This is a genomic window from Shewanella sp. 433 (assembly GCF_059338565.1).
The window spans coordinates 715,679-735,252 of sequence record NZ_CM181703.1; the positions used below are offsets into that span (position 1 = coordinate 715,679).

Sequence of the window (19,574 nt, forward strand, 5' to 3'; positions counted from 1 at the left end):
AAGAATTGTTCGGCCTTTATTTTTAGATTGTCTGGAGAGTCATTTCTTGTTTCATTGTTTCTCTAACGGTATTGATAAGCTCTGCACTGACATCAAGTTCTTTACATAACACTCGAATCAACCTTGTTACATGTCGGCTAAACTGATTATCAGGATTAAACTCGTTATAAAGGCTTAACCAAGCTGCCACCAGCTTCAGTTCGTTATAGCCTGCATGTTCCAGCTGATAGAGTATTTCAATTATTGTTTCTTTCTCACCTAACTCTTCAATATCGTAGATATCAAACTCACTCATACCCATGTCGTTATTGGGAGTGAACTCACTGTTGAGCGACTCAGCTAATGAGTGATGGTCTTCTGCTTGAGAAAGACGCAAGCTATCCCTTTTTATTGGTGTGTCATCAAATTGTTGTCGCAAGAATGCCGGAATAGCTAAGAAGTCCAAATCTGGCATAGGCTCTGAGGAATACGTGGGCACACCTTGACATACCACACCGCTACTTTCACCTATGACGCTGCCAAAACCGCTCTGGCCAGCGGGTATTTGGTGAGGAATTTGTTGAAGTTGTGGTATCGGAAGTTGGCTACTATTGTCATTCTCTTTTACCAGAATATAGCTGGTGTGGTTGGTGAGTAATTGATACTTTTCAGCTAATGCTGTTGCTTCATTCGTATTTAGGTCCATTAACCGTTCATGGGCTGCAAGCCTTGCGATTAAGCCGTTGTCATTTTGTTTATGAGTTAGAGTGATAGTGGCGCCATACATTTCATGCTCATTCTCGGCTTCATTAAACTCACCTTCAAAGTAGAAATCAGCCGTTGCTGGCGGATACCCTTCATAGTGACTTAACAGATTGACGGTATCGCCTAAAAAAATTGTATTTTTATGAGTAGGTAATGGATCAAAACAAAGTGGTGCAGCATACTTGTCACTAAGGCAGAGTTGAGGATTGTGAATTCTGGTCTGCTTGATACGTTTAAAATGTTGCAATATGCGCTTGTTCATCTGTTCGTTTGGTGTAACGAATTCACTCGCCCCTCCTGTTATTTTGGCAAGCTTGGATAAAAAGGCTTCACTCACAGCACTGCCAACCCCAACCACAAAGTGACGGTGTTCTGAACGTTCTGCATTAGCGATTAATGCATCTTCATCCCACGTCTGGCCATCTGTGATCAGTAGTAAATCAGTTGGTAAGTGAGGTAATGTTTTTGAATGATAAGCGGCACTTAATGCTGATTGCATTTCTGTACCACCAAGATTTGCAGCAAGTACATTTAGCTTCTGTTTAGCGATACTAATATTAGTTTTATCTGCGATGACCGACTCATTAAAGAGTTGCTGGTGGTTAGATCCAAATAAAATGATATTGAAGTAATCTTGGGCGTTTAACAAATTGATTATCTGAAGTAGTGCAATACGCGCTTGTTCTATTGAGTCGCCGGCCATCGAGCCCGAACAATCGACAACAATTTTAATGCAGTGAGGTTGGTACTTGATGGCTGGGTTTTGCGATGAGTCTAGCTCTGGAATAAATGAAGTTAACGCAACTGTGCTTTCACCATCGTTCGCCCAATAACCTTCTCCGATATATCCCTTTGGCTTATCAATTTCTAAAATGAAATCACGATCCATAGGCTGAGGATGTTTAAGGCTTATCCTCATTGTTTGATCTGTTACTTGATATGCCAAGTTATGTGTTGGGCTATTGATAGCCGCTCCTGCAAGCAAGCCTTCGACAGTGATCGAGAAATTTAAATTATACGATGCTGACAATGACTGTTGAGGAATTTGATGCTTAGCAATATTGCTCTTTTGTGGCTCACCATACTTAGGAGCGATAGTCGTAGGAAGGTAAAAACGAAGGCTATCACCTTGCCAGTGATGCAGCTGAGCGTAGCGGATTGAGATAACCGCTTCTTGCTCAGCTAGTAGATTACCCAAATTAATACAGTATAGGCCATCGGCTATTTTACTGAGTAGTACAGCTGTATCGCCACTAACAATCGCGTCTTCGTAATCTTCTTCTGCGGCCTTATTTGCTGTGACATGTCCTTGAAGCACCTCACCATTTAATTCGACTTCTAATGAGGTTAATACAGCGTCAATGGAAAGGGGGAACGTGTAAACAGTTTCAATATTGTTTGATGAGTTATTTTTATATTGTTGCTTAATCTCGACTTCAGAAAGCACACCAGTAAGTGTTGCCGTTATATCGACAGACTTAAGCGCTACTTGCTCACCTGACAACGACGTTAACCCTATTTCACTGTTCATTTATCTTCCTTATCGCTTAATGCAATGCGTTGGTACAACGAGATTATTTCGAGTGTTAATTGTTTAGCTTGTTCAGGTGTTAGGTCTGCCTTGCTTGGATTCAAGGTGAGTGATATGCCTTCATCAATATGTATATGGCTGCAAACTTCAATATCACCAGGTTGAGCGCGTTTAAGTGGCGGCAAAGGTTTTGTGCTGCTTTCATCAAATAGCAGCTCACTGATGCGCTCAAGTGACAACCCGGCATCTTGCCACTTCTTAATTTCTAGCAATCGCTCTATGTGTTCTTGAGTATAAAAAGCACCTCGACCACTGCCTTCTGGCGCAGGCATTAGAGACTTCTGTATGTAGAAGCGCACTGTGCGAGGTGTTAGCTCAACCAGCTGGCAAAGATCATTTAAGGAATAGCGATTAATTTTTTTCATGACATCAATACTAGACAGTGTTAGTGTTTAGATCAACTGTTAAGTTAAAACTAATCACCCACGTAGCAAATATTTGAGAAAAGGAGCTTGGTATTGGTTAATCATAAATTCGTTCATCTCCCGATATGGCGGTTACTGGAAGCAGTAACCACCTCACTAGAGGAGATAGAAAATGAAACGAAACAGATCACTCAGAAGGCACCACTACAACCGGAGAAAGTTAAAAGTAGTAAAGTGTAGTTATTTTGGTCACTCAAAGGCGCTATGGATTTCAGAACTGAATTTGAAATTAGGTCTCTATGCCAATACCCCAAAATCTTGGTCATGTAGTTGCTGCTCAAGTCCACGGAAAAACAAAAATCTTAAAAAGAAGGACAGGTTGTCTAAGCAGGAGAAAATAAGCGATATAGAGCTAAAAGAGTATATTTCGCAACTAGTCAATATAGTTACTTGAAGTGTTGGTTGAAATATAAATATGAAATGATGCGTATAAGTTTTATTCGGCGATAGTTAACCGAAGGCTTCGGAGCATAGCGCATATAGGTAACCAAATGAACTATTTTGAAGAGGACCCCTTCTAGGTAATGTAAACCAGGAGGGTAAATGAAAAGGTTAAAACGACAGTATCGATATGGCATTAAACGCAAGCGTCGTTATATTTTGGACGTGTATCCGAGTGTTCGTAGTGGTACTCATAAACAGTTTTCAACGAAGCAAGAAAAAAGCTATTTCTTTCTGCACAGTATTGAATGTAGAGGTTATCCAATAAAACTGCGAGGTGCACGAGGAAGATCGCTAGCGAACCCATGGGATGATTACCCAGCGTACGTGTACGACCTAGCAAAAAGTTGGAAGCATAACTCTAAGAGACGTCATCAGTATTACAAGTAAAAATTGCGACTATTAAGCTACGCAATAGCGTAGCTTTCACTTATCTTAAGCTAGACACGACAAGAGTCTCGGCAATTCCTACAAAACATAGTTCTATTATGTGTTTCCTGAGGGCACATTTGACCTGACCAGTGCATTGTATAGACATTTTTAGTATCGGCCGTTTAATATGCTTTATTAAGGTAAATAGTTATCCTTTAGGCTTTAAAGGGGTTAATAATATCTCTCAGATGTTGTGATAATTTTTCTGAGGCCTCTTTTCGTTCTTCAAAATAGTCATGCTGGTTATAAATCCCTTCAACGCCCTTAAGCTTATGATTCAGGCTGCGCTCTGCCACATGCCCAGGCGTACCTTGCCGAGCAAGTAAGGTGCGGCAGGTGCGGCGTAGGTCATGCACGGTGAAATGCGGCGTATCACCCATCAAGTTAGCTGGTTGTTTCTTTTTACCTGCTTCATGGCCGAAAAGTTTAGTGATAGCGCGGTTGAGGGTGTCTTTACCCATATGCGGATTCTTGCTTGAACGCCTGCTAGGAAATACATACTCAGAGCCACAAGCTCTTACTTCTAGTTCACGAATCCAATCCATCACAATTTCAGGTAATGGGATAACAATGCCAACACCGGATTTACTGCGCTCTTTCGGTAAGTTCCAAACCTGCTTCTCTAAATCAAATTCCTTCCATGGCGCTTCTGCCAATTCAGACTTTCTAATGCCCAATGTCACCAGTAATGCACAAGCGAGATAGTTTTCGCGACTAAAGCTGTCACTATTTTCACGTGCAACTTTAAAAAATTGAGTGAGCTCTTCGATGGTTAAGGCTCTGTCTTTGCTCTTTTCAACGCCACCAGCATCAGATACAGAAAATGCGCTCGCTGGGTTTGCGCTTAGCAGATCCAGCTTTATGCCGTGATTGAAAAGTTGCTTACTGTACATTAGAGCGTCATTGGCGATAGCTGGGCGGTTAGTGCCTGCGATGGCTTGTAAAACTGCTCTTATGTCTCTGGCGGTGACGCTATCGACGTTAAAGGTACCTATATGGGGAGCAATGTCTTTGCGATAGATACGTTCGGGGATCTCGTGATGTTTGAGTCTTTTTATATTGCCTAAATGCCAATCAGCAAAGAGATCATCGACGGATTTAATTTCGGCTTGTTCAGCGCGTTTCTTGGCAATAAGAGGATCTAAGCCATCACGAAACTGCTTCATTTTAATAGCGGCTTCGGCGCGAGCATCAGCAAGAGAAAGATCACTGTACTTAGCCAGTGTCATCTCTTTGCGTTTTTTGTTAGCTGTATAGCGGAGCATCCAGAATGGTTTGCCGGATTTTGGGACGACAAAATACAATCCTTCACCATCAGCAAAGCGGCCTGGCTCTCCCTTGGATTTTGCTGCTACTTCCTTTGCGGTTAACTTGCCCATAAGCCCTTAGTCTCCAGTCAAATCAAAGGTGGGTAATTTACCCACCACCATGCATTGACTATATACTAATGTACTCACCATATCACCCACCATTTATCGCAGGAAAGTGGTGGGTACCAATGAACTTGTACGGACTGGTGGTTTATATAATCTCTTTTAAATCAACGTTTAGGGCGTGTTTATGGACGCGTACGGATATCATTCAACATTTTGGATCTGCTCGCGCATCTGCTCGATGAGTACTTTGAGCTCGACGGCTGCGGCGGTGACCTCGCTACTGATAGATTTAGAGGCGAGGGTGTTAGATTCACGGTTGAATTCTTGCATCATGAAGTCGAGTCTGCGACCCTGAGCGCCGCCTTTTTTAAGGATGCGACGCGTTTCGGCCACGTGGGCGTCGAGTCGGTCCATCTCTTCGGCGACGTCCATTTTCTGGGCGAGGAGTACCATTTCTTGTTCTATACGAGCGGGATCGAGCTCGCCCTGAATTTCGCTTAAACGATTGGTGATTTTATCGCGCTGCCATTGCATAACGCTTGGCATGTGTTCACGCACGATAGCGACTTGTTCGACAATTTGATCAAGGCGAGTCTGTAGCATGGTGTTGATGGCATCGCCTTCACGACCGCGTGCTTCGATAAACTGTGCAACGGCATCATCGAATGCAACTAATAACTCTTTACTGATAGCGTCCATATCTTGCTCGCTACCCGACATCACGCCTGGCCAACGTAGTACGTCGACGACGTTGATTTCGCCTTGACCGGCCTCTTGCTTTACCCAGTTAGCGGCTTGAATAATTTGCGCTGCTAAGGCTTGGTTAAGTTGCAAGTCGCTGTCTTTATTTTCACCTAGGTCATAGCGTAGATTAACTTCGATTTTACCGCGATTTAAACGTTTGCGCAGACGGTCTCTTAGCACAGGCTCTAGGCTGCGAAGTTGCTCTGGTAGGCGTAGGTAGGTTTCTAGATAACGCTGATTAACCGAGCGGATCTCCCAAGAGGCGGTGCCCCATTGTGCTTTGTGCTCGATGCGAGCGTAGGCTGTCATGCTTTGGATCATGGTTATTCCAATAGTTTAAATCGATAAAGTTAGCCTCGATTATAGTCCGATGACCTCATGGGTTAAAGTAAACTCTGTCTGTTTCGGGTTTTGGTCGTGAATATCATGGCATCCGTCGTCTCAAGCCCCTATAATATGCAGCCAATTTAGCTTTTCATATTTCAAAACAGGAATTTCCTATGCGCCCAAGTGACAGAACGCCCGCTCAATCTCGTCCAGTAACTATTACTCGACAGTTTACCGCTCACGCAGAAGGTTCTGTTTTGGTTGAATTTGGTGAAACCAAAGTACTTTGTACAGCCAGCTTCACCGAAGGCGTGCCGCGTTTTCTAAAAGGCCAAGGCCAAGGTTGGGTAACGGCTGAATACGGTATGTTGCCACGTTCTACTCATAGCCGTATGGATCGTGAAGCGGCCCGTGGTAAGCAATCTGGTCGTACGCAGGAGATCCAGCGTCTTATTGGTCGCGCACTACGTGCTGCGGTTGATATGAAAGCACTTGGCGAGAACACCATAGTTATCGATTGTGACGTGATTCAGGCCGATGGTGGCACGCGTACCGCTGCTATCACTGGTGCATGTGTGGCATTGGTTGACGCGCTGAACTGGGCTCGTGGTAAAGGGATCATTAAGAGCAATCCGCTTAAGTTCCTTATCGCAGCGGTTAGCGTGGGCATCTATAAAGGTGAGCCAATTTGTGACCTTGAATATATCGAAGATAGTGCCGCTGAAACCGACATGAACGTGGTAATGACCGAAACGGGCAAGATCATTGAGATCCAAGGCACCGCAGAAGGCGAGCCGTTTAGCCACGAAGAGTTGCTCAATCTACTTGAACTGGCCAAGCACGGTATTCGTGAAATCGTCGATGTGCAGAAAGCCGCATTGAGCTAAATCATTCGTTTGTTATTAGGGCCCCGAAGGGGTCCTTTTTTTGAGTAAAATTTTACACATTATACGTTACCCTACATTTTTAAGGAGAGATTGTGAAAGCCTATCAACGTGAGTTTATTGAGTTTGCCCTTGAGCGTCAGGTATTACGATTTGGCGAATTTACGTTAAAGTCAGGCCGCACTAGCCCTTACTTTTTTAATGCGGGCCTTTTTAACACAGGCCGTGATTTAGCGCGTCTTGGACGTTTTTATGCATCGGCGCTGATGGATGCTGGCATCGAATATGATCTGCTGTTTGGCCCTGCATACAAAGGCATCCCGATTGCCACGACAACTGCGGTAGCACTTTGTGATCATCATAATGTCGATATGCCGTATTGCTTTAACCGCAAAGAGAAAAAAGATCACGGCGAAGGTGGGTCGTTAGTGGGCAGTGAGCTGACGGGCAAGGTGATGTTGGTCGATGATGTGATCACAGCAGGTACAGCGATCCGTGAGTCGATGGATATTATTCAGGCTCATGATGCTAGTTTAGCGGGCGTCTTGATTGCGCTCGATCGCCAAGAAAAAGGCAAGGGTGAGTTGTCGGCGATCCAAGAAGTGGAACGTGACTATGGCTGCGCGGTGATCGCGATTATTAAGCTTGCTGACTTAGTTGATTATTTAAGTGAAAAGCCAGGCATGGAAACCGAGTTGGCCGCGGTGAGTGCTTATCGCGCCCAGTACGGGATTTAAGCGATAACGTAAAGAGTTAGTGCGCTCGAGAGCTCAGGTTAAAGCTGTATGTTAGCTCTCGGTTAAAAAAGGCAAAATCTTAATATAAGATTTTGCTTTTTGTTTTTTTTACTCTCTAGTAAAAGGTTGCAGCATTTTGCTTTTCATCATTACCGCATTCTATGGATTAATCTTAATTGCAAACGGTGCTTACAGTGCAACGGATATTATCATCACAGACCATCTCGGTGGGTTCACAAGTTTGGCTACCTGAGAAACTAATGGGGACACCGAGGGACGCCCCAAGCTGGATCAATGATGGCAGATATATCTTGGTAGCTGATTGCATTAAGTTTTTAAACTGATGTGTACTTTGTGGAATAGGCGTCCCATCAGCAAAAACTGCAACGCCATCGTAAGTGATTTTAACCTCGAAATTAGTCCCTATTTTGACCAAAGAAATATTTACTCTAGATAATGTACCATCAGGAAATTTAACATAAAAAGTATTACTACTTGGCAGGATATGACTAAATGGGCCGATTGAAAGGTTTAAGTTTCTGGCTTGAATTTCGAGGAGAGATAAAGTTCTGTTAATCGTTGTTTGTCTGTTTAAATATTGATTGATGTAGTCAGCAATAGTTACAGTCACTGCGGGGTTCATTACTATATCTGCAGTGCTTGGGATAATAAAATCATCTGGTAACTCTTCTGCAGAGTTATAAAGGTTTTCCCCGTTGGGTCCTAGCTGGATTATTGCATTTTCATAGGCTCTTTCTAACTCTATAGTTGCGGCCGTTTTAGGTTGTAGCTCAGATACATTGAATATTCTCGGAATATTAGTATCTGGATGTTCTTCTCCTTCACGTTGAATAATTTTGAATTCATTAACCGTTCGGTTGATATAATTAAAAACAAATACCCTGTCATTATTATTAAGCATAGGAATTTGCGTTGCGGCTAACCCTTGTTGGGCGATACCACAATCATTACAGGTGGTATAGGTTATCCTTGCGTAAGCATTAGACATAGTAATAAAGCTAGTTAGTATTACGAAAACAAGTAACGTGAGAGTGTGTTTCATGTTTATATCTTCCTTGACTAGGGTATAAATCCTTAATTATAGATAACCCGCATTGCATGATATTTGAGCAGTAATTTTTGAAAAGTAAGATAGTCAATTAGTGAAGTCAAGATTTTGTTGCTTAAATGTTGCGGCCGAGGCCGCAGCATGAGTAGTTTGATAAGCTTTATTGATGTAGAAATTCGGCGCGGGTGGCTGGGTTAGATTTAAAAATACCGCCCAGTGCCGTAGTGGTGGTGGAGCTGGTGGAGTCCATTACACCACGTGACTTAACGCAGTAGTGCACCGCGTCCATCTTTACTGCCACATCTTGGGTCTCAAGTAGCGTTTGCAGTGCTACGAGTACCTGCTGGGTTAGGCGTTCTTGCACTTGGGGGCGCTGAGCAAAGAAGCGGACGATACGGTTGATTTTCGATAAGCCAATAATGTTTTTGCGTGGCAGGTAGGCCACGGTCGCGACGCCGTCTATGGTCACTAAGTGATGCTCGCAGGTACTGGTGAGGCTGATATCCTTCACCTTAACCATCTCATCAAACCCCATCTTATTTTCGATAACAGTGATCTTGGGGAAGTTAGCATAGTCGAGACCAGAGAAAATCTCGTCAACATACATCTTGGCAATGCGTTTTGGGGTGTCGACTAAGCTGTCGTCACGTAAATCCAGAGACATTAAGGTTAAGATCTCACGCATATGGTGTTCTATCTTTTCTTTGCGCTCATTGGCGCTGAGTCCACAAGGTACCATAGGGGTCTCTAACCCCCGCGCTAATAATGCGGTTTGCACCTGTTGTGCTGCTTCACTTAATGCCATTGGATCCTCCACCATATTGATAGTGGTTAGTTCAATTGCGGTAAATTATCAATAATATGAATGTTTTGCCGCTTCAAAGTAATGATTATAGATCGCCTATCTAGTTAAAGGCTAATAGGCGGGCAAGGAGAATACCCTGAATGACGGCCAATTTATACCCAGAAAACGTAAGGGAATAGCAAAAAAGCCGATGTTGATAATCGGCTTTTTAATTCGGAGCTGAAGGATGAAGCGGATTGAACCATCAAATGCTTAGGTGATAGACATGCTACAGCGGCATAGGATGTTGCTAACCGCCATCAGCTTTGTCTCGGTTAACTTTGTAGTAATTGCAGCTGAATAAAGTTCCACTGTTCGACAAAATGTGTGGTGGGTTTTTGCTTAAAGTCGCTGCGAACAAACTGGGCGATACGGCCTTCAGCAACGGCTAATAATAAGTTAGCCAAAATGGCTTCGTCTAACTGAAAGCCTTTGCCTTCGCGCAGGGTCTTTTCGCGTAAAATCTGTTTTAAGTGGGTTTCGACTTTTGAAAATATTTGGCTGGTGCGGCTGCGTAGACGCTCATTTTCGCCAAGCAGTGCATCGCCATTGAGTACGCGTGAGATGCCAGGGTTACGCTCGGCGAAGACCAGTAGCAGCTGCAGTAATAGCTGGCAGCGCTTCATGGTGTCTTTTTCATCGTCCATGATCAGGTTGATGCGCGACAATAATGACTCTTCAATAAAGTCTATAAGCCCTTCAAACATTCTGGCTTTACTGGGAAAGTGACGATACAGCGCCGCTTCTGACACGCCCACTTCTGCGGCGAGTTTAGCCGTGGTGATACGTTGGCCCGGGCTGGTTTCTAACATGGTGGCGAGGCATTGCAGAATGTGTTCACGACGATTGATTTTAGGGCTTGCAGCCATTTAAGTTTCCTTTACTCAATTACTACAGGAGCCGATGGTATTAAGTGAATCCCCATGGCTCTCTAATTATGCTTGTTTGGCGTGACAGATTATTGGGTGCCTGAGTGGCCGAAACCACCTTCACCTCTATCTGAACTATCAAACTCATCAACCAGCTTAAACTCAGCTTGCACCACAGGCACAAACACCAGTTGTGCCAGTCGGTCGCCAATTTCTAGGCTGAAAGGTTCATTGCTGCGATTCCAGCAGGAGACCATTAATGGCCCCTGATAATCTGAGTCGATAAGGCCGACTAAGTTGCCCAACACTATGCCGTGTTTATGGCCTAAACCTGAGCGCGGTAATATCACCGCTGCGAGACTTGGGTCAGCAACATGTACAGCAATGCCTGTTGGGATTAACTGGGTTTCACCTGGTGCAATCACTAAGGTGGTGTCAAGCATGGCACGAAGATCCATGCCAGCACTGCCAGGGGTGGCATAAGCGGGCAGTGGAAACTGTGAACCTATACGTGAATCTAAAATTTTTAGTTCAATTGGTGTCTTCATGCTGTTTTCATCTGCTGTGCAATTAAGGTGAGTAACTGTCTGGCTAAGGTCAGCTTATCGGTTGCGGGTAACTCATACTGACCATGAGACCAGAAGACGGTTAGCGCATTGGTCTCACTATTAAAACCCTGCGAGGGATCTGATACATCGTTAGCGGCAATCATATCCAAATTTTTACGCTTAAGCTTGTCTTTTGCATAATGCGCCACGTCTTGGGTTTCTGCGGCAAAACCGACAGTAAACGGCCGCTGTGGGTGGGCGGCAACGCTGGCTAAGATATCAGGATTACGCACTAGCGCAAGTGCCATCTCGTGTGCTGATTTTTTGATTTTATCGGTGGCAATATCGGCAACTCGGTAGTCACAAACGGCGGCGCAGCCGATAAATATATCGCTATGATGCACTTGCTGCATAACGGCGTCGAGCATCTCTTGGGTCGACTCTACGTTGATGCGATTGATGTTTAGTGGGGTTTCAATATTGACTGGCCCTGCCACTATGGTGACTTTAGCACCCATCTCGATGGCGGCTTTAGCAAGGGCAAAGCCCATCTTGCCTGAGCTATGATTGGAAATATATCGCACCGGATCGATGGCTTCGCGCGTGGGTCCTGCCGTGAGTAATAGCGATAGACCTTGTAAGATTTTAGGGGCAAAAAACTGTTCGACTCGCTCGGCAATCACCAGCGGTTCTTCCATGCGTCCTGGGCCCACTTCACCACAGGCTTGATTGCCCGAAGCGGGTCCCCAGATGGTGATATCTCTACCACGTAGCGAGTCTAAGTTGGCTTGGGTTGCAGCATTGCGATACATCTGTTGATTCATCGCGGGGCACAATACCACGGGAGCCTCGGTGGCTAAGCAAGTGGTGGTGATCAGCTCATCAGCCATGCCGGCATTTATACGAGCAATAAGATTGGCGGTTGCAGGAGCAATCAGCACCATATCGGCCCAGCGGGCTAGTTCAATATGCCCCATAGCCGCTTCGGCTGCGGGGTCAAGCAGATCGCTTGCAACAGGGTGACCAGATAAGGCCTGTAGTGTCAGCGGAGTTATAAATTCTTGAGCACTCTGGCTCATCACCACTCTTACATCGGCGCCACGCTCTTTGAGTCGGCGCACTAAATCAGCCGATTTATAGGCAGCAATACCACCACCAATGCCCAGTAATATCTTTTTATTTGTCAGACTCATATTGATCACTAATCGCGTTAATTTGCCTTGCTTCGCATCCGGCTAACCATACCACAATCAGAGTAAAGTAGAGCAAACAAGTTTGTAAAAACTGAGCCATACTCAATAACTCAAATAAAAATGTGGCAAACATAATTGCCAGCCTAGCGCTGCAACATGGAGGTTGTATGACCATCAAGGATTGGCCCAGCGGTGAGGGCCCAAGAGAAAAGTTATTGCATCAAGGCGCGGCGCAACTGTCAGATGCTGAGTTATTAGCCGTGTTGCTTAGAAATGGCTTGCCGGGCCAAAGTGCGGTGTCGTTAGCTCGCACCATGATAGGTCATTTTGGTGGATTACGAGCCTTGATGTCGGCGAAGCAGAGTGAAATGTGCGTGATTAACGGTATTGGACCGGTAAAATACGCCCAATTGCAGGCTGCAATCGAAATAAGTAAGCGAATTTCGAAAGAAAATCTACAAAGAGGCAAGATTTTAACAGATCCTGATTTAACTCGAGACTATTTAATGAGACAATTAGGGGATCGTGCCTATGAAGTGTTTGCCATCTTATTACTCGATAGCCAACATAGAGTGATTCAGTTCGTTGAATTGTTCCGTGGTACCATAGATTCAGCCTCGGTTTATCCACGTGAAGTGGTCAGCCTAGTGCTTGAGAAAAAAGCCGCGGCCGTCATTGTTTGCCACAATCATCCTTCGGGGGGTTGCGGAACCAAGTCATGCCGATCGGCGAATTACTGAGCGATTGAAATACGCGCTAGCAACTATCGATGTTTCGCTGTTAGACCATATGGTTATAGGCGATCATGAGATAGTGTCGTTCGCAGAGAGGGGATGGATAGATTGAATATCCCTTGATCTTTGATTTTAGATGCTGTATAAAATGCGCCCTCTTTGTGTGCCTCGGGCGACGGCCATATTCGAGGTACATTAATGCTCGAGCGTTAAATTGTTTTTGGAGAAGATTGACATGTCAAGAGTATGCCAAGTTACTGGCAAGAAGCCGATGGTTGGTAACAACCGTTCGCACGCTAAGAACGCGACTCGTCGTCGTTTTTTACCTAACCTACAGAACCACCGTTTCTGGTTAGAAGACGAAAAGCGTTTCGTTCAACTACGTGTATCTACTAAAGGTATGCGTATTATCGATAAGAAAGGTATCGAAGTTGTTGTTAAAGAACTTCGTGCCCGCGGCGAGAAGGTGTAATAAACCATGGCTAAAGCTAAAGGTAACCGTGAGAAGATCAAGCTAGTTTCTAGCGCTAAAACTGGTCATTTCTACACGACTGAGAAAAACAAACGTAACATGCCAGAAAAAATGGAAATCAAGAAATTTGATCCAGTTATTCGTCAGCACGTTATGTATAAAGAAGCGAAAATCAAGTAATTCTTGATAACGTTTTTTGAAAGCCCCTACTTGTAGGGGCTTTTTTTTTGCCCTTTTACCTTCCAGTATCCCGACTCGCCACTGTCGTTGTTTAGCTCTCCCTGCATACAAAACTCCCCAACATCATCTTCAAATTCATCGATTCGCTTAAGCTTTACCTCACCTTATTGATAGTCTGACTCCAATGCTTATATATTTTTGCTATTCCATTGAGCAGTTCAACAATGAGTCTACTATCTACTTAAAGGGGGGGAGATGAGCTAATTGTATAAAATGAAAACAAATGCTTTTAAAGTGAATTTAAATGCAATATTATCGGGTTGTTATTCTAATGTGGTCAAGATTGCTTACCCATTTATTGTTATTTAGAGGTCATACGTGCGCACTACTGAACTGGTCGATGGATTTCGTCATTCTGCATCTTATGTCAATGCACATAGGGGCAAAACATTTGTGGTGATGTTGGGTGGAGAAGCATTGGCGCAAAACCAATTTCGCTCCATCATCAATGATATCGCGTTACTGCATAGTCTTGGGATCAAGATCGTGTTGGTGCATGGCGCGCGACCACAAATTGATGCCGCCTTAAAGCAACAGCAGTTGATGCCCGAATACTATAACGGGGTACGTATTACCGATGAAGACTCGTTTAAAGTGATTAAACAGGTGGTCGGTGGTTTGCAGCTCGATATTACCGCGCGGCTGTCGATGAGTTTAAGTAATACCCCTATGCAAGGTGCGCAGATTAACGTGGTTAGCGGTAATTTTGTTATTGCTCAGCCGCTGGGCGTCGATAACGGTGTCGATTACTGCCTAAGTGGCAAAGTGAGAAGGATTGATGTTCAGGGCCTACGGCGTCAATTAGATAACCATGGCATCGTCCTATTAGGCCCTGTGGCAGCATCGGTGACGGGTGAGAGTTTTAACCTCACCGCCGAAGAGGTTGCCACCCAAATTGCCGTGAAGCTCAAAGCCGATAAGATGATTGGTTTTAGCGCCGAAAAAGGCATCTTAGATAGTGATGGCGAAGTGCTGGCGGAGTTAATGCCAACCGATGCACAGCGCATCTTATCTGAGCAGAGCGAAAACGATGAGTGGTGTGTGGCCACTCGGGCTTTTTTACAGGCGAGTATTGATGCCTGTCGTAACGGAGTGGCCCGTTGCCACTTTGTTAGTTATCTCGATGATGGTGCACTGTTGCAGGAGTTGTTTTCACGCGATGGCATCGGCACGCAAATCGTGACAGAGAGTGCAGAGCGTTTACGTCGTGCCACTATCTCCGATATTGGTGGCGTACTGGACTTAATTCGTCCACTGGAGCAAAGCGGTATTTTAGTGCGTCGCTCCCGTGAACAGCTTGAGATGGAGATTGAGCAGTTTATGCTGATTGAGCGTGACGGCTTAGTGATTGGTTGCGCCGCGCTGTACCCGTTTGAGGAAGATAATGCCGGAGAATTTGCGTGTTTGGTGGTGCATCCTGACTATCGTGATGCCGATAGAGGTAGCATACTGCTGAAGAACATTATTGGGCAAGCCAAGGTGCGAGGTTATTCTCGCTTGTTTGCACTGACAACGCGCAGTATCCACTGGTTTCTTGAGCATGGCTTTGAAATCGTTGACGTTGATGCATTACCTAATATGAAAAAGCAGTTGTATAACTACCAACGTAAATCAAAAATTCTCGCGTTAGATCTCTAGTAAAAGCTCACTTAGAAGACCACGTTAAGGCGTGGTCTTTTTGCTTGTGTTGGGCGTTATGCACTTTTTGACATAGTATGTCGTGCAGTGCATAGTGAGGCTATTCAATTTGAGGATGAGCCACCACTCAATCTTATATCGTGGGGCTCAACAGAGACCTCAATGACATTAAAAATAGGGTGCTTGAACATGGATACTCAAGTCTTTCAGCTAACGGCTTTCGATGCTGCAACGAGTGCGACATTTGTCTCTTTACTGGTCGGCATCGGCTTTATTTTAATTCTTCTAAAGATCAAACCATTACCCAAAGGCGCTAAATTTGCTGCGCTGGGTATGGTGATTACTGTATTGGGTCTATTATCTTGGGTGTTCTTTAAGGCCTATGATGCCAATATTCGTGTCACCCCCACATCAATGACGGTCGACATTCCTTTGTATCGCACTGAATTGCCTTTGGAGAGTCTTTTAATTTCGCAGGCACGCATTGTTAGCTTGGATGACGCTGATGCGCCACAGTTGAGTTATAGAAGTAATGGCGTGGGTTTGCCCGGCTATCGATTGGGCTGGTTTAAGTTAAAAGATACCATCGCCAATAGCGATAAAGCCCTATTGTCCGTTACCGGTAGTCATCATGTGCTGGTGTTGCCAACGACGGAGGGCTATCTGCTGATATTGAGTGTTGAGCGGGCAGAGCCGTTACTAGCCCTGTTGCTTGCGTCGACGCTTTAACGCCATATCAAGCGTAAATATCACCAATGCACTCCAGATGAAGGCGAAGGTGATGCCTTTTTCTAAATCGAACGGTTCATTAAATAGACTAACGGCCAAAACGAACATAATACTGGGGCCAATGTATTGGAAGAAACCTAATATTGACAACGGAATACGTGTTGCTGCTCCGGCAAAACACAGCAGTGGCACCGAGGTGATCACACCAGCTGCAATAAGCAATAAGTTCATATTGATGTCGTTGGTCAATATATTTGCAGTGGCCGAATCTAAAGTTGAAAATAGATAGATCACCGCGACAGGAAGCAATAGCGCGGTTTCAACCAATAACCCTGTTTTAGCATCGACATTGACCTTTTTACGCAGTAAACCATAAAAGCCAAATGAGGATGCCAGTGCCAATGACACCAGTGGGATCGAGCCAAAAGAGATCAGCTGGATCAGTACTCCTGTACAGGCGAGGCTCACCGCAAACCATTGCAGTTTACGTAACCGCTCACCAAGAAATATCATTCCAAGCAATACATTAAACAAGGGGTTGATAAAGTAGCCTAGGCTGGCATCGAGCATGTGATCATTATTCACCGCCCAAATAAACAATAACCAGTTGCCGGCAATTAATATCGAGGTGATGGCCAATACGCCCAGCTGTTTGGGGCGTCGAAATAGGGCTCTAAGCTTAGAAAAACCGCCGATAAATTGCATGAGGATGATCATAAAGACAAAAGACCAAATCACGCGGTGGGTCAGTATTTCTGTCGCAGAAACATTGTGTAATTGTTTGAAATATAAAGGGGCGAAGCCCCAAAGGCAGTATGCGCAAAGCGCCAACACCACCCCTTTACGATATTCAGTATCGGCCATAACCTGGGATTCTAGTCGTAACAAGGAGACGCATTGTAGGGCGCAAGCGGTTTGGACTCAAGCAGGTTATTTGCAGGCCTGAGCTAGTCGTAAGTCACGTATTATGGTCATCCTCACATCAGTTGCGTGGCGCCAATACGCCACGGTTTTATTAGGATCAACCCATCATGTAAGTGCCAGTACCAAAAGCGATGTGAGAGCCCTGCTCGTTATGCAGTTCCATGCGGCACACGGAAACACGGTTGCCAGCGCGAATCACCGTGCCTGTGCCGGTAAATATCTCCCCTCTGCCTGGGCGTAAGTAATCGACACGTAGATCGATAGTGCCAAGGGTGGTTAGACGTTGTTGCAAGGCATCTAGGCTCCAATCATCCCGGCTGGCTACAAGCCCAGAAAATGCCGTCAGCCCACCCACCACGTCGAGCACGGTGGCGGTTACGCCGCCATGTAAAATTTGTTGATGGATATTGCCAATTAATTGAGGCTTCATTTTTACTACTACTTCGACACCGTGGATATCGTAATGCTGAATATGCAGGTCGAGCAGATTATGAAACGGTACTTGTTGGTCAAATATCTCGGCGACGCTGGCTAAAACCTGTGCTTGAATTGCGGTTGTCATTAAGCGATTACTCCGTTAATCATCGGCTTGGTGTAGGGTAAATAACCTATATCTAAACAATACTCTGAAGCAAGCTTTTGCTTAAAACATCACCACCATGGCTAAGCTGGCGTGAGTGATGGCAATAAAAAATGGCGCAATTGTCAGCGTAACCGAGACAAGTGCGATGAGCTTGATTAGAATAGGCGGCCCGATTGATGACTATGATGCCCAATGGATTCTGCAGTAACCCAAGTTGAACCCCATAACACAGATCCGCTCGCCAGTAGTTTGCAGGCGGTATTTGGTTATCGCACCTTTAGGCTGGGTCAGAGAGAGGTTATCGATCAAGTCTTTCTCGGTCATGATGCGTTGGTGATTATGCCAACGGGTGGCGGTAAAAGTCTGTGTTATCAACTGCCAGCGTTGCTCTTTCCCGGGTTAACTGTGGTGGTGTCTCCCTTGATCTCTTTGATGAAAGATCAGGTTGATAGCCTCAAGCAGATGGGCGTGGCTGCGGCTTATTTAAACTCATCGCAATCCCGTGAAACATCGCAACAGATTTTCCAGCAGATGCACCGCGGCGAACTTAAGTTGCTCTATGTGTCGCCAGAGCGGCTGTTAATGGACAGTTTTGTTGATCGTATGCAAGCCTTGCATATTTCGCTATTTGCCATCGATGAGGCGCATTGTATTTCTCAATGGGGGCATGACTTTAGGCCGGAATACGCGGCATTAGGTCGTCTTAGGCAACTGTTTGCCCATGTGCCTATTATGGCATTGACCGCCACGGCGGATCAGGCGACCCGCCAAGATATTTGTCAGCGCCTTGGGATTAGTCCCTATGTGTTATTAACCAGTTTCGACCGGCCTAATATTCGTTATACCGTTGCCGAAAAGCTCAATGCCGCCAATCAGCTTCGGCAATTTATCCAGACGCAAAACGGTAATAGCGGTATTATCTATTGCGGCAGTCGTCGCCGCGTCGATGAAGTCGCAGAGCGGTTGCGTCTGCAAGGTTATAAAGCCGATGGTTATCATGCGGGTAAAACCCAAGAAGAGCGTGGCGATATTCAAGAGCGTTTCTTAAAAGATCAGTTAGATATTGTGGTGGCAACCGTGGCCTTTGGTATGGGGATCAACAAGTCTAATGTGCGTTTTGTGGTGCATTACGACATCCCTAAGAGTGTCGAGGCCTATTACCAAGAAACCGGCCGCGCCGGACGTGACGGCCTCGATGCCGAAGCATTAATGCTGTTTGATCCAGCCGATATTGGCCGGGTAAGGCATCTAATTGAACAGGCTGAACCTGGGCCACAACAACAGGTCGAATTTCATAAGCTTAATACCATGGCCGCGTTTGCCGAGGCGCAAACGTGTCGACGTCAGGTGTTACTGCATTATTTTGATGAGAGTGCGTCTGAACCCTGTGGTAACTGTGACATCTGTTTAGATCCCCCTAAACGCTACGATGGGGTTGAAGATGCACAAAAAGTATTGTCGTGCATTTTTAGACTGCAACAGAAATTTGGTATTAACCATTTGATCGAAGTGCTACGGGGCTCAAAGTCGGCTGGCGTGGTCGATAGAGGGCACGATAAACTCTCAACCTGGGGTATAGGTAAAGATAAGAGCCATGAATTTTGGCTTAGTATTATCAGGCAGATCATTCATTTAGGTTTTGCGAGCCAAGATATCACCCGTGGCTCATCGATTAAGCTCAACCCTCAAGCGCGGGCGGTGCTCAAAGGCGAATTGCCTTTGTTATTAGCCGAACCACGCATCACCTTAACCACAGATGTCAAACGTCGCGGCAACAGTCGGGCGCCGTTAAATTACGACCGAAAATTGTTTGCTCGCCTAAAGTTACTGCGTCGCAGTTTGGCCGAAGAGCTCGATGTGCCACCCTACCTGGTGTTTAACGATGCGACATTAGCCGAGATGGCGGCGATGTTACCCACAAGCCCAGGTGAGATGTTAGCGGTCAATGGCATAGGTGAAACTAAGCTCAAGCGTTTTGGCGATGAGTTTCTCGATGAGATCAGCGATTACCTAGCCGAAGGTTAGTAACC

At 45.3% G+C, this 19,574-nt stretch carries 18 protein-coding genes and 1 pseudogene; 8 read left to right on the plus strand and 11 right to left on the minus strand.

Features of this window, described 5'->3' with window-relative positions; genetic code table 11:
* Nucleotides 1-22: 22 nt before the first annotated feature.
* From AC5YB1_RS03325 to AC5YB1_RS03340, 4 genes are all read right to left on the minus strand, one after another.
* A complete protein-coding gene (locus AC5YB1_RS03325; RefSeq protein ID WP_494520716.1) occupies nt 23-2,275 on the minus strand; it encodes a VIT domain-containing protein in 2,253 nt (750 codons plus the stop codon).
* On the minus strand, nt 2,272-2,700 hold the full coding sequence (locus AC5YB1_RS03330; RefSeq protein WP_494520717.1) for a helix-turn-helix domain-containing protein: 429 nt from the start codon (nt 2,698-2,700) through the stop codon (nt 2,272-2,274). The genes AC5YB1_RS03325 and AC5YB1_RS03330 overlap by 4 nt, the downstream gene beginning before the upstream one ends.
* A 1,088-nt stretch (nt 2,701-3,788) precedes the next feature.
* On the minus strand, nt 3,789-5,012 hold the full coding sequence (locus tag AC5YB1_RS03335) for a tyrosine-type recombinase/integrase (protein WP_494520718.1): 1,224 nt from the start codon (nt 5,010-5,012) through the stop codon (nt 3,789-3,791).
* 198 nt (nt 5,013-5,210) lie between these two features.
* Complete coding sequence (locus AC5YB1_RS03340; RefSeq protein WP_475515072.1) at nt 5,211-6,074, minus strand: YicC/YloC family endoribonuclease; 864 nt, start codon at nt 6,072-6,074, stop codon at nt 5,211-5,213.
* Between the two features lie 179 nt (nt 6,075-6,253).
* On the opposite strand from AC5YB1_RS03340, the gene rph reads away from it, so the two are divergent.
* Both rph and pyrE read left to right on the plus strand, forming a co-directional pair.
* Nucleotides 6,254-6,967: a ribonuclease PH gene (gene rph / locus AC5YB1_RS03345; protein WP_494520719.1), complete on the plus strand. Its 714-nt coding sequence runs from the start codon at nt 6,254-6,256 to the stop codon at nt 6,965-6,967.
* A 92-nt stretch (nt 6,968-7,059) separates the two neighbouring features.
* Nucleotides 7,060-7,701: an orotate phosphoribosyltransferase gene (pyrE, locus tag AC5YB1_RS03350; RefSeq protein WP_475515071.1), complete on the plus strand. Its 642-nt coding sequence runs from the start codon at nt 7,060-7,062 to the stop codon at nt 7,699-7,701.
* A gap of 172 nt (nt 7,702-7,873) precedes the next feature.
* Here pyrE and AC5YB1_RS03355 read toward each other — a convergent pair whose 3' ends face one another.
* The 5 genes from AC5YB1_RS03355 to coaBC all read right to left on the minus strand — a co-directional run bounded on the left by AC5YB1_RS03355 (nt 7,874) and on the right by coaBC (nt 12,224).
* Entirely contained in the window at nt 7,874-8,764 is an 891-nt protein-coding gene (locus AC5YB1_RS03355; RefSeq protein ID WP_494520720.1) for a hypothetical protein, read from the minus strand.
* A 166-nt stretch (nt 8,765-8,930) separates the two neighbouring features.
* Entirely contained in the window at nt 8,931-9,575 is a 645-nt protein-coding gene (folE, locus tag AC5YB1_RS03360) for a GTP cyclohydrolase I FolE (protein ID WP_110457582.1), read from the minus strand.
* A gap of 314 nt (nt 9,576-9,889) precedes the next feature.
* Nucleotides 9,890-10,483, minus strand: a complete 594-nt coding sequence (gene slmA / locus AC5YB1_RS03365) for a nucleoid occlusion factor SlmA (RefSeq protein WP_110457581.1) — start codon at nt 10,481-10,483, stop codon at nt 9,890-9,892.
* Between the two features lie 89 nt (nt 10,484-10,572).
* A complete protein-coding gene (dut, locus tag AC5YB1_RS03370; protein WP_494520721.1) occupies nt 10,573-11,031 on the minus strand; it encodes a dUTP diphosphatase in 459 nt (152 codons plus the stop codon).
* On the minus strand, nt 11,028-12,224 hold the full coding sequence (coaBC, locus tag AC5YB1_RS03375) for a bifunctional phosphopantothenoylcysteine decarboxylase/phosphopantothenate--cysteine ligase CoaBC (RefSeq protein ID WP_494520722.1): 1,197 nt from the start codon (nt 12,222-12,224) through the stop codon (nt 11,028-11,030). Before coaBC ends, dut begins: the two co-directional genes overlap by 4 nt.
* 167 nt (nt 12,225-12,391) lie before the next feature.
* Between coaBC and radC the strand changes: the two are divergent.
* From radC to AC5YB1_RS03400, 5 genes and pseudogenes are all read left to right on the plus strand, one after another.
* Nucleotides 12,392-13,070: pseudogene (radC, locus tag AC5YB1_RS03380) on the plus strand (RadC family protein).
* Between the two features lie 123 nt (nt 13,071-13,193).
* Complete coding sequence (rpmB, locus tag AC5YB1_RS03385) at nt 13,194-13,430, plus strand: 50S ribosomal protein L28 (RefSeq protein WP_110457577.1); 237 nt, start codon at nt 13,194-13,196, stop codon at nt 13,428-13,430.
* Between the two features lie 6 nt (nt 13,431-13,436).
* Entirely contained in the window at nt 13,437-13,610 is a 174-nt protein-coding gene (gene rpmG, locus AC5YB1_RS03390; RefSeq protein WP_028773492.1) for a 50S ribosomal protein L33, read from the plus strand.
* 378 nt (nt 13,611-13,988) lie between these two features.
* Complete coding sequence (gene argA, locus AC5YB1_RS03395) at nt 13,989-15,308, plus strand: amino-acid N-acetyltransferase (protein WP_494520723.1); 1,320 nt, start codon at nt 13,989-13,991, stop codon at nt 15,306-15,308.
* A gap of 189 nt (nt 15,309-15,497) precedes the next feature.
* Complete coding sequence (locus tag AC5YB1_RS03400) at nt 15,498-16,037, plus strand: PH domain-containing protein (protein WP_475515067.1); 540 nt, start codon at nt 15,498-15,500, stop codon at nt 16,035-16,037.
* Here the strand turns inward: AC5YB1_RS03400 and rarD are convergent.
* Both rarD and AC5YB1_RS03410 read right to left on the minus strand, forming a co-directional pair.
* Nucleotides 16,008-16,901: an EamA family transporter RarD gene (rarD, locus tag AC5YB1_RS03405; RefSeq protein WP_494520724.1), complete on the minus strand. Its 894-nt coding sequence runs from the start codon at nt 16,899-16,901 to the stop codon at nt 16,008-16,010. The genes AC5YB1_RS03400 and rarD overlap by 30 nt on opposite strands.
* 157 nt (nt 16,902-17,058) lie before the next feature.
* Nucleotides 17,059-17,523, minus strand: coding sequence for a thioesterase family protein (locus tag AC5YB1_RS03410; protein WP_494520725.1), 465 nt, complete (start codon nt 17,521-17,523; stop codon nt 17,059-17,061).
* 213 nt (nt 17,524-17,736) lie between these two features.
* On the opposite strand from AC5YB1_RS03410, the gene recQ reads away from it, so the two are divergent.
* Entirely contained in the window at nt 17,737-19,569 is a 1,833-nt protein-coding gene (gene recQ, locus AC5YB1_RS03415) for a DNA helicase RecQ (protein WP_494520726.1), read from the plus strand.
* Nucleotides 19,570-19,574: the final 5 nt, after the last annotated feature.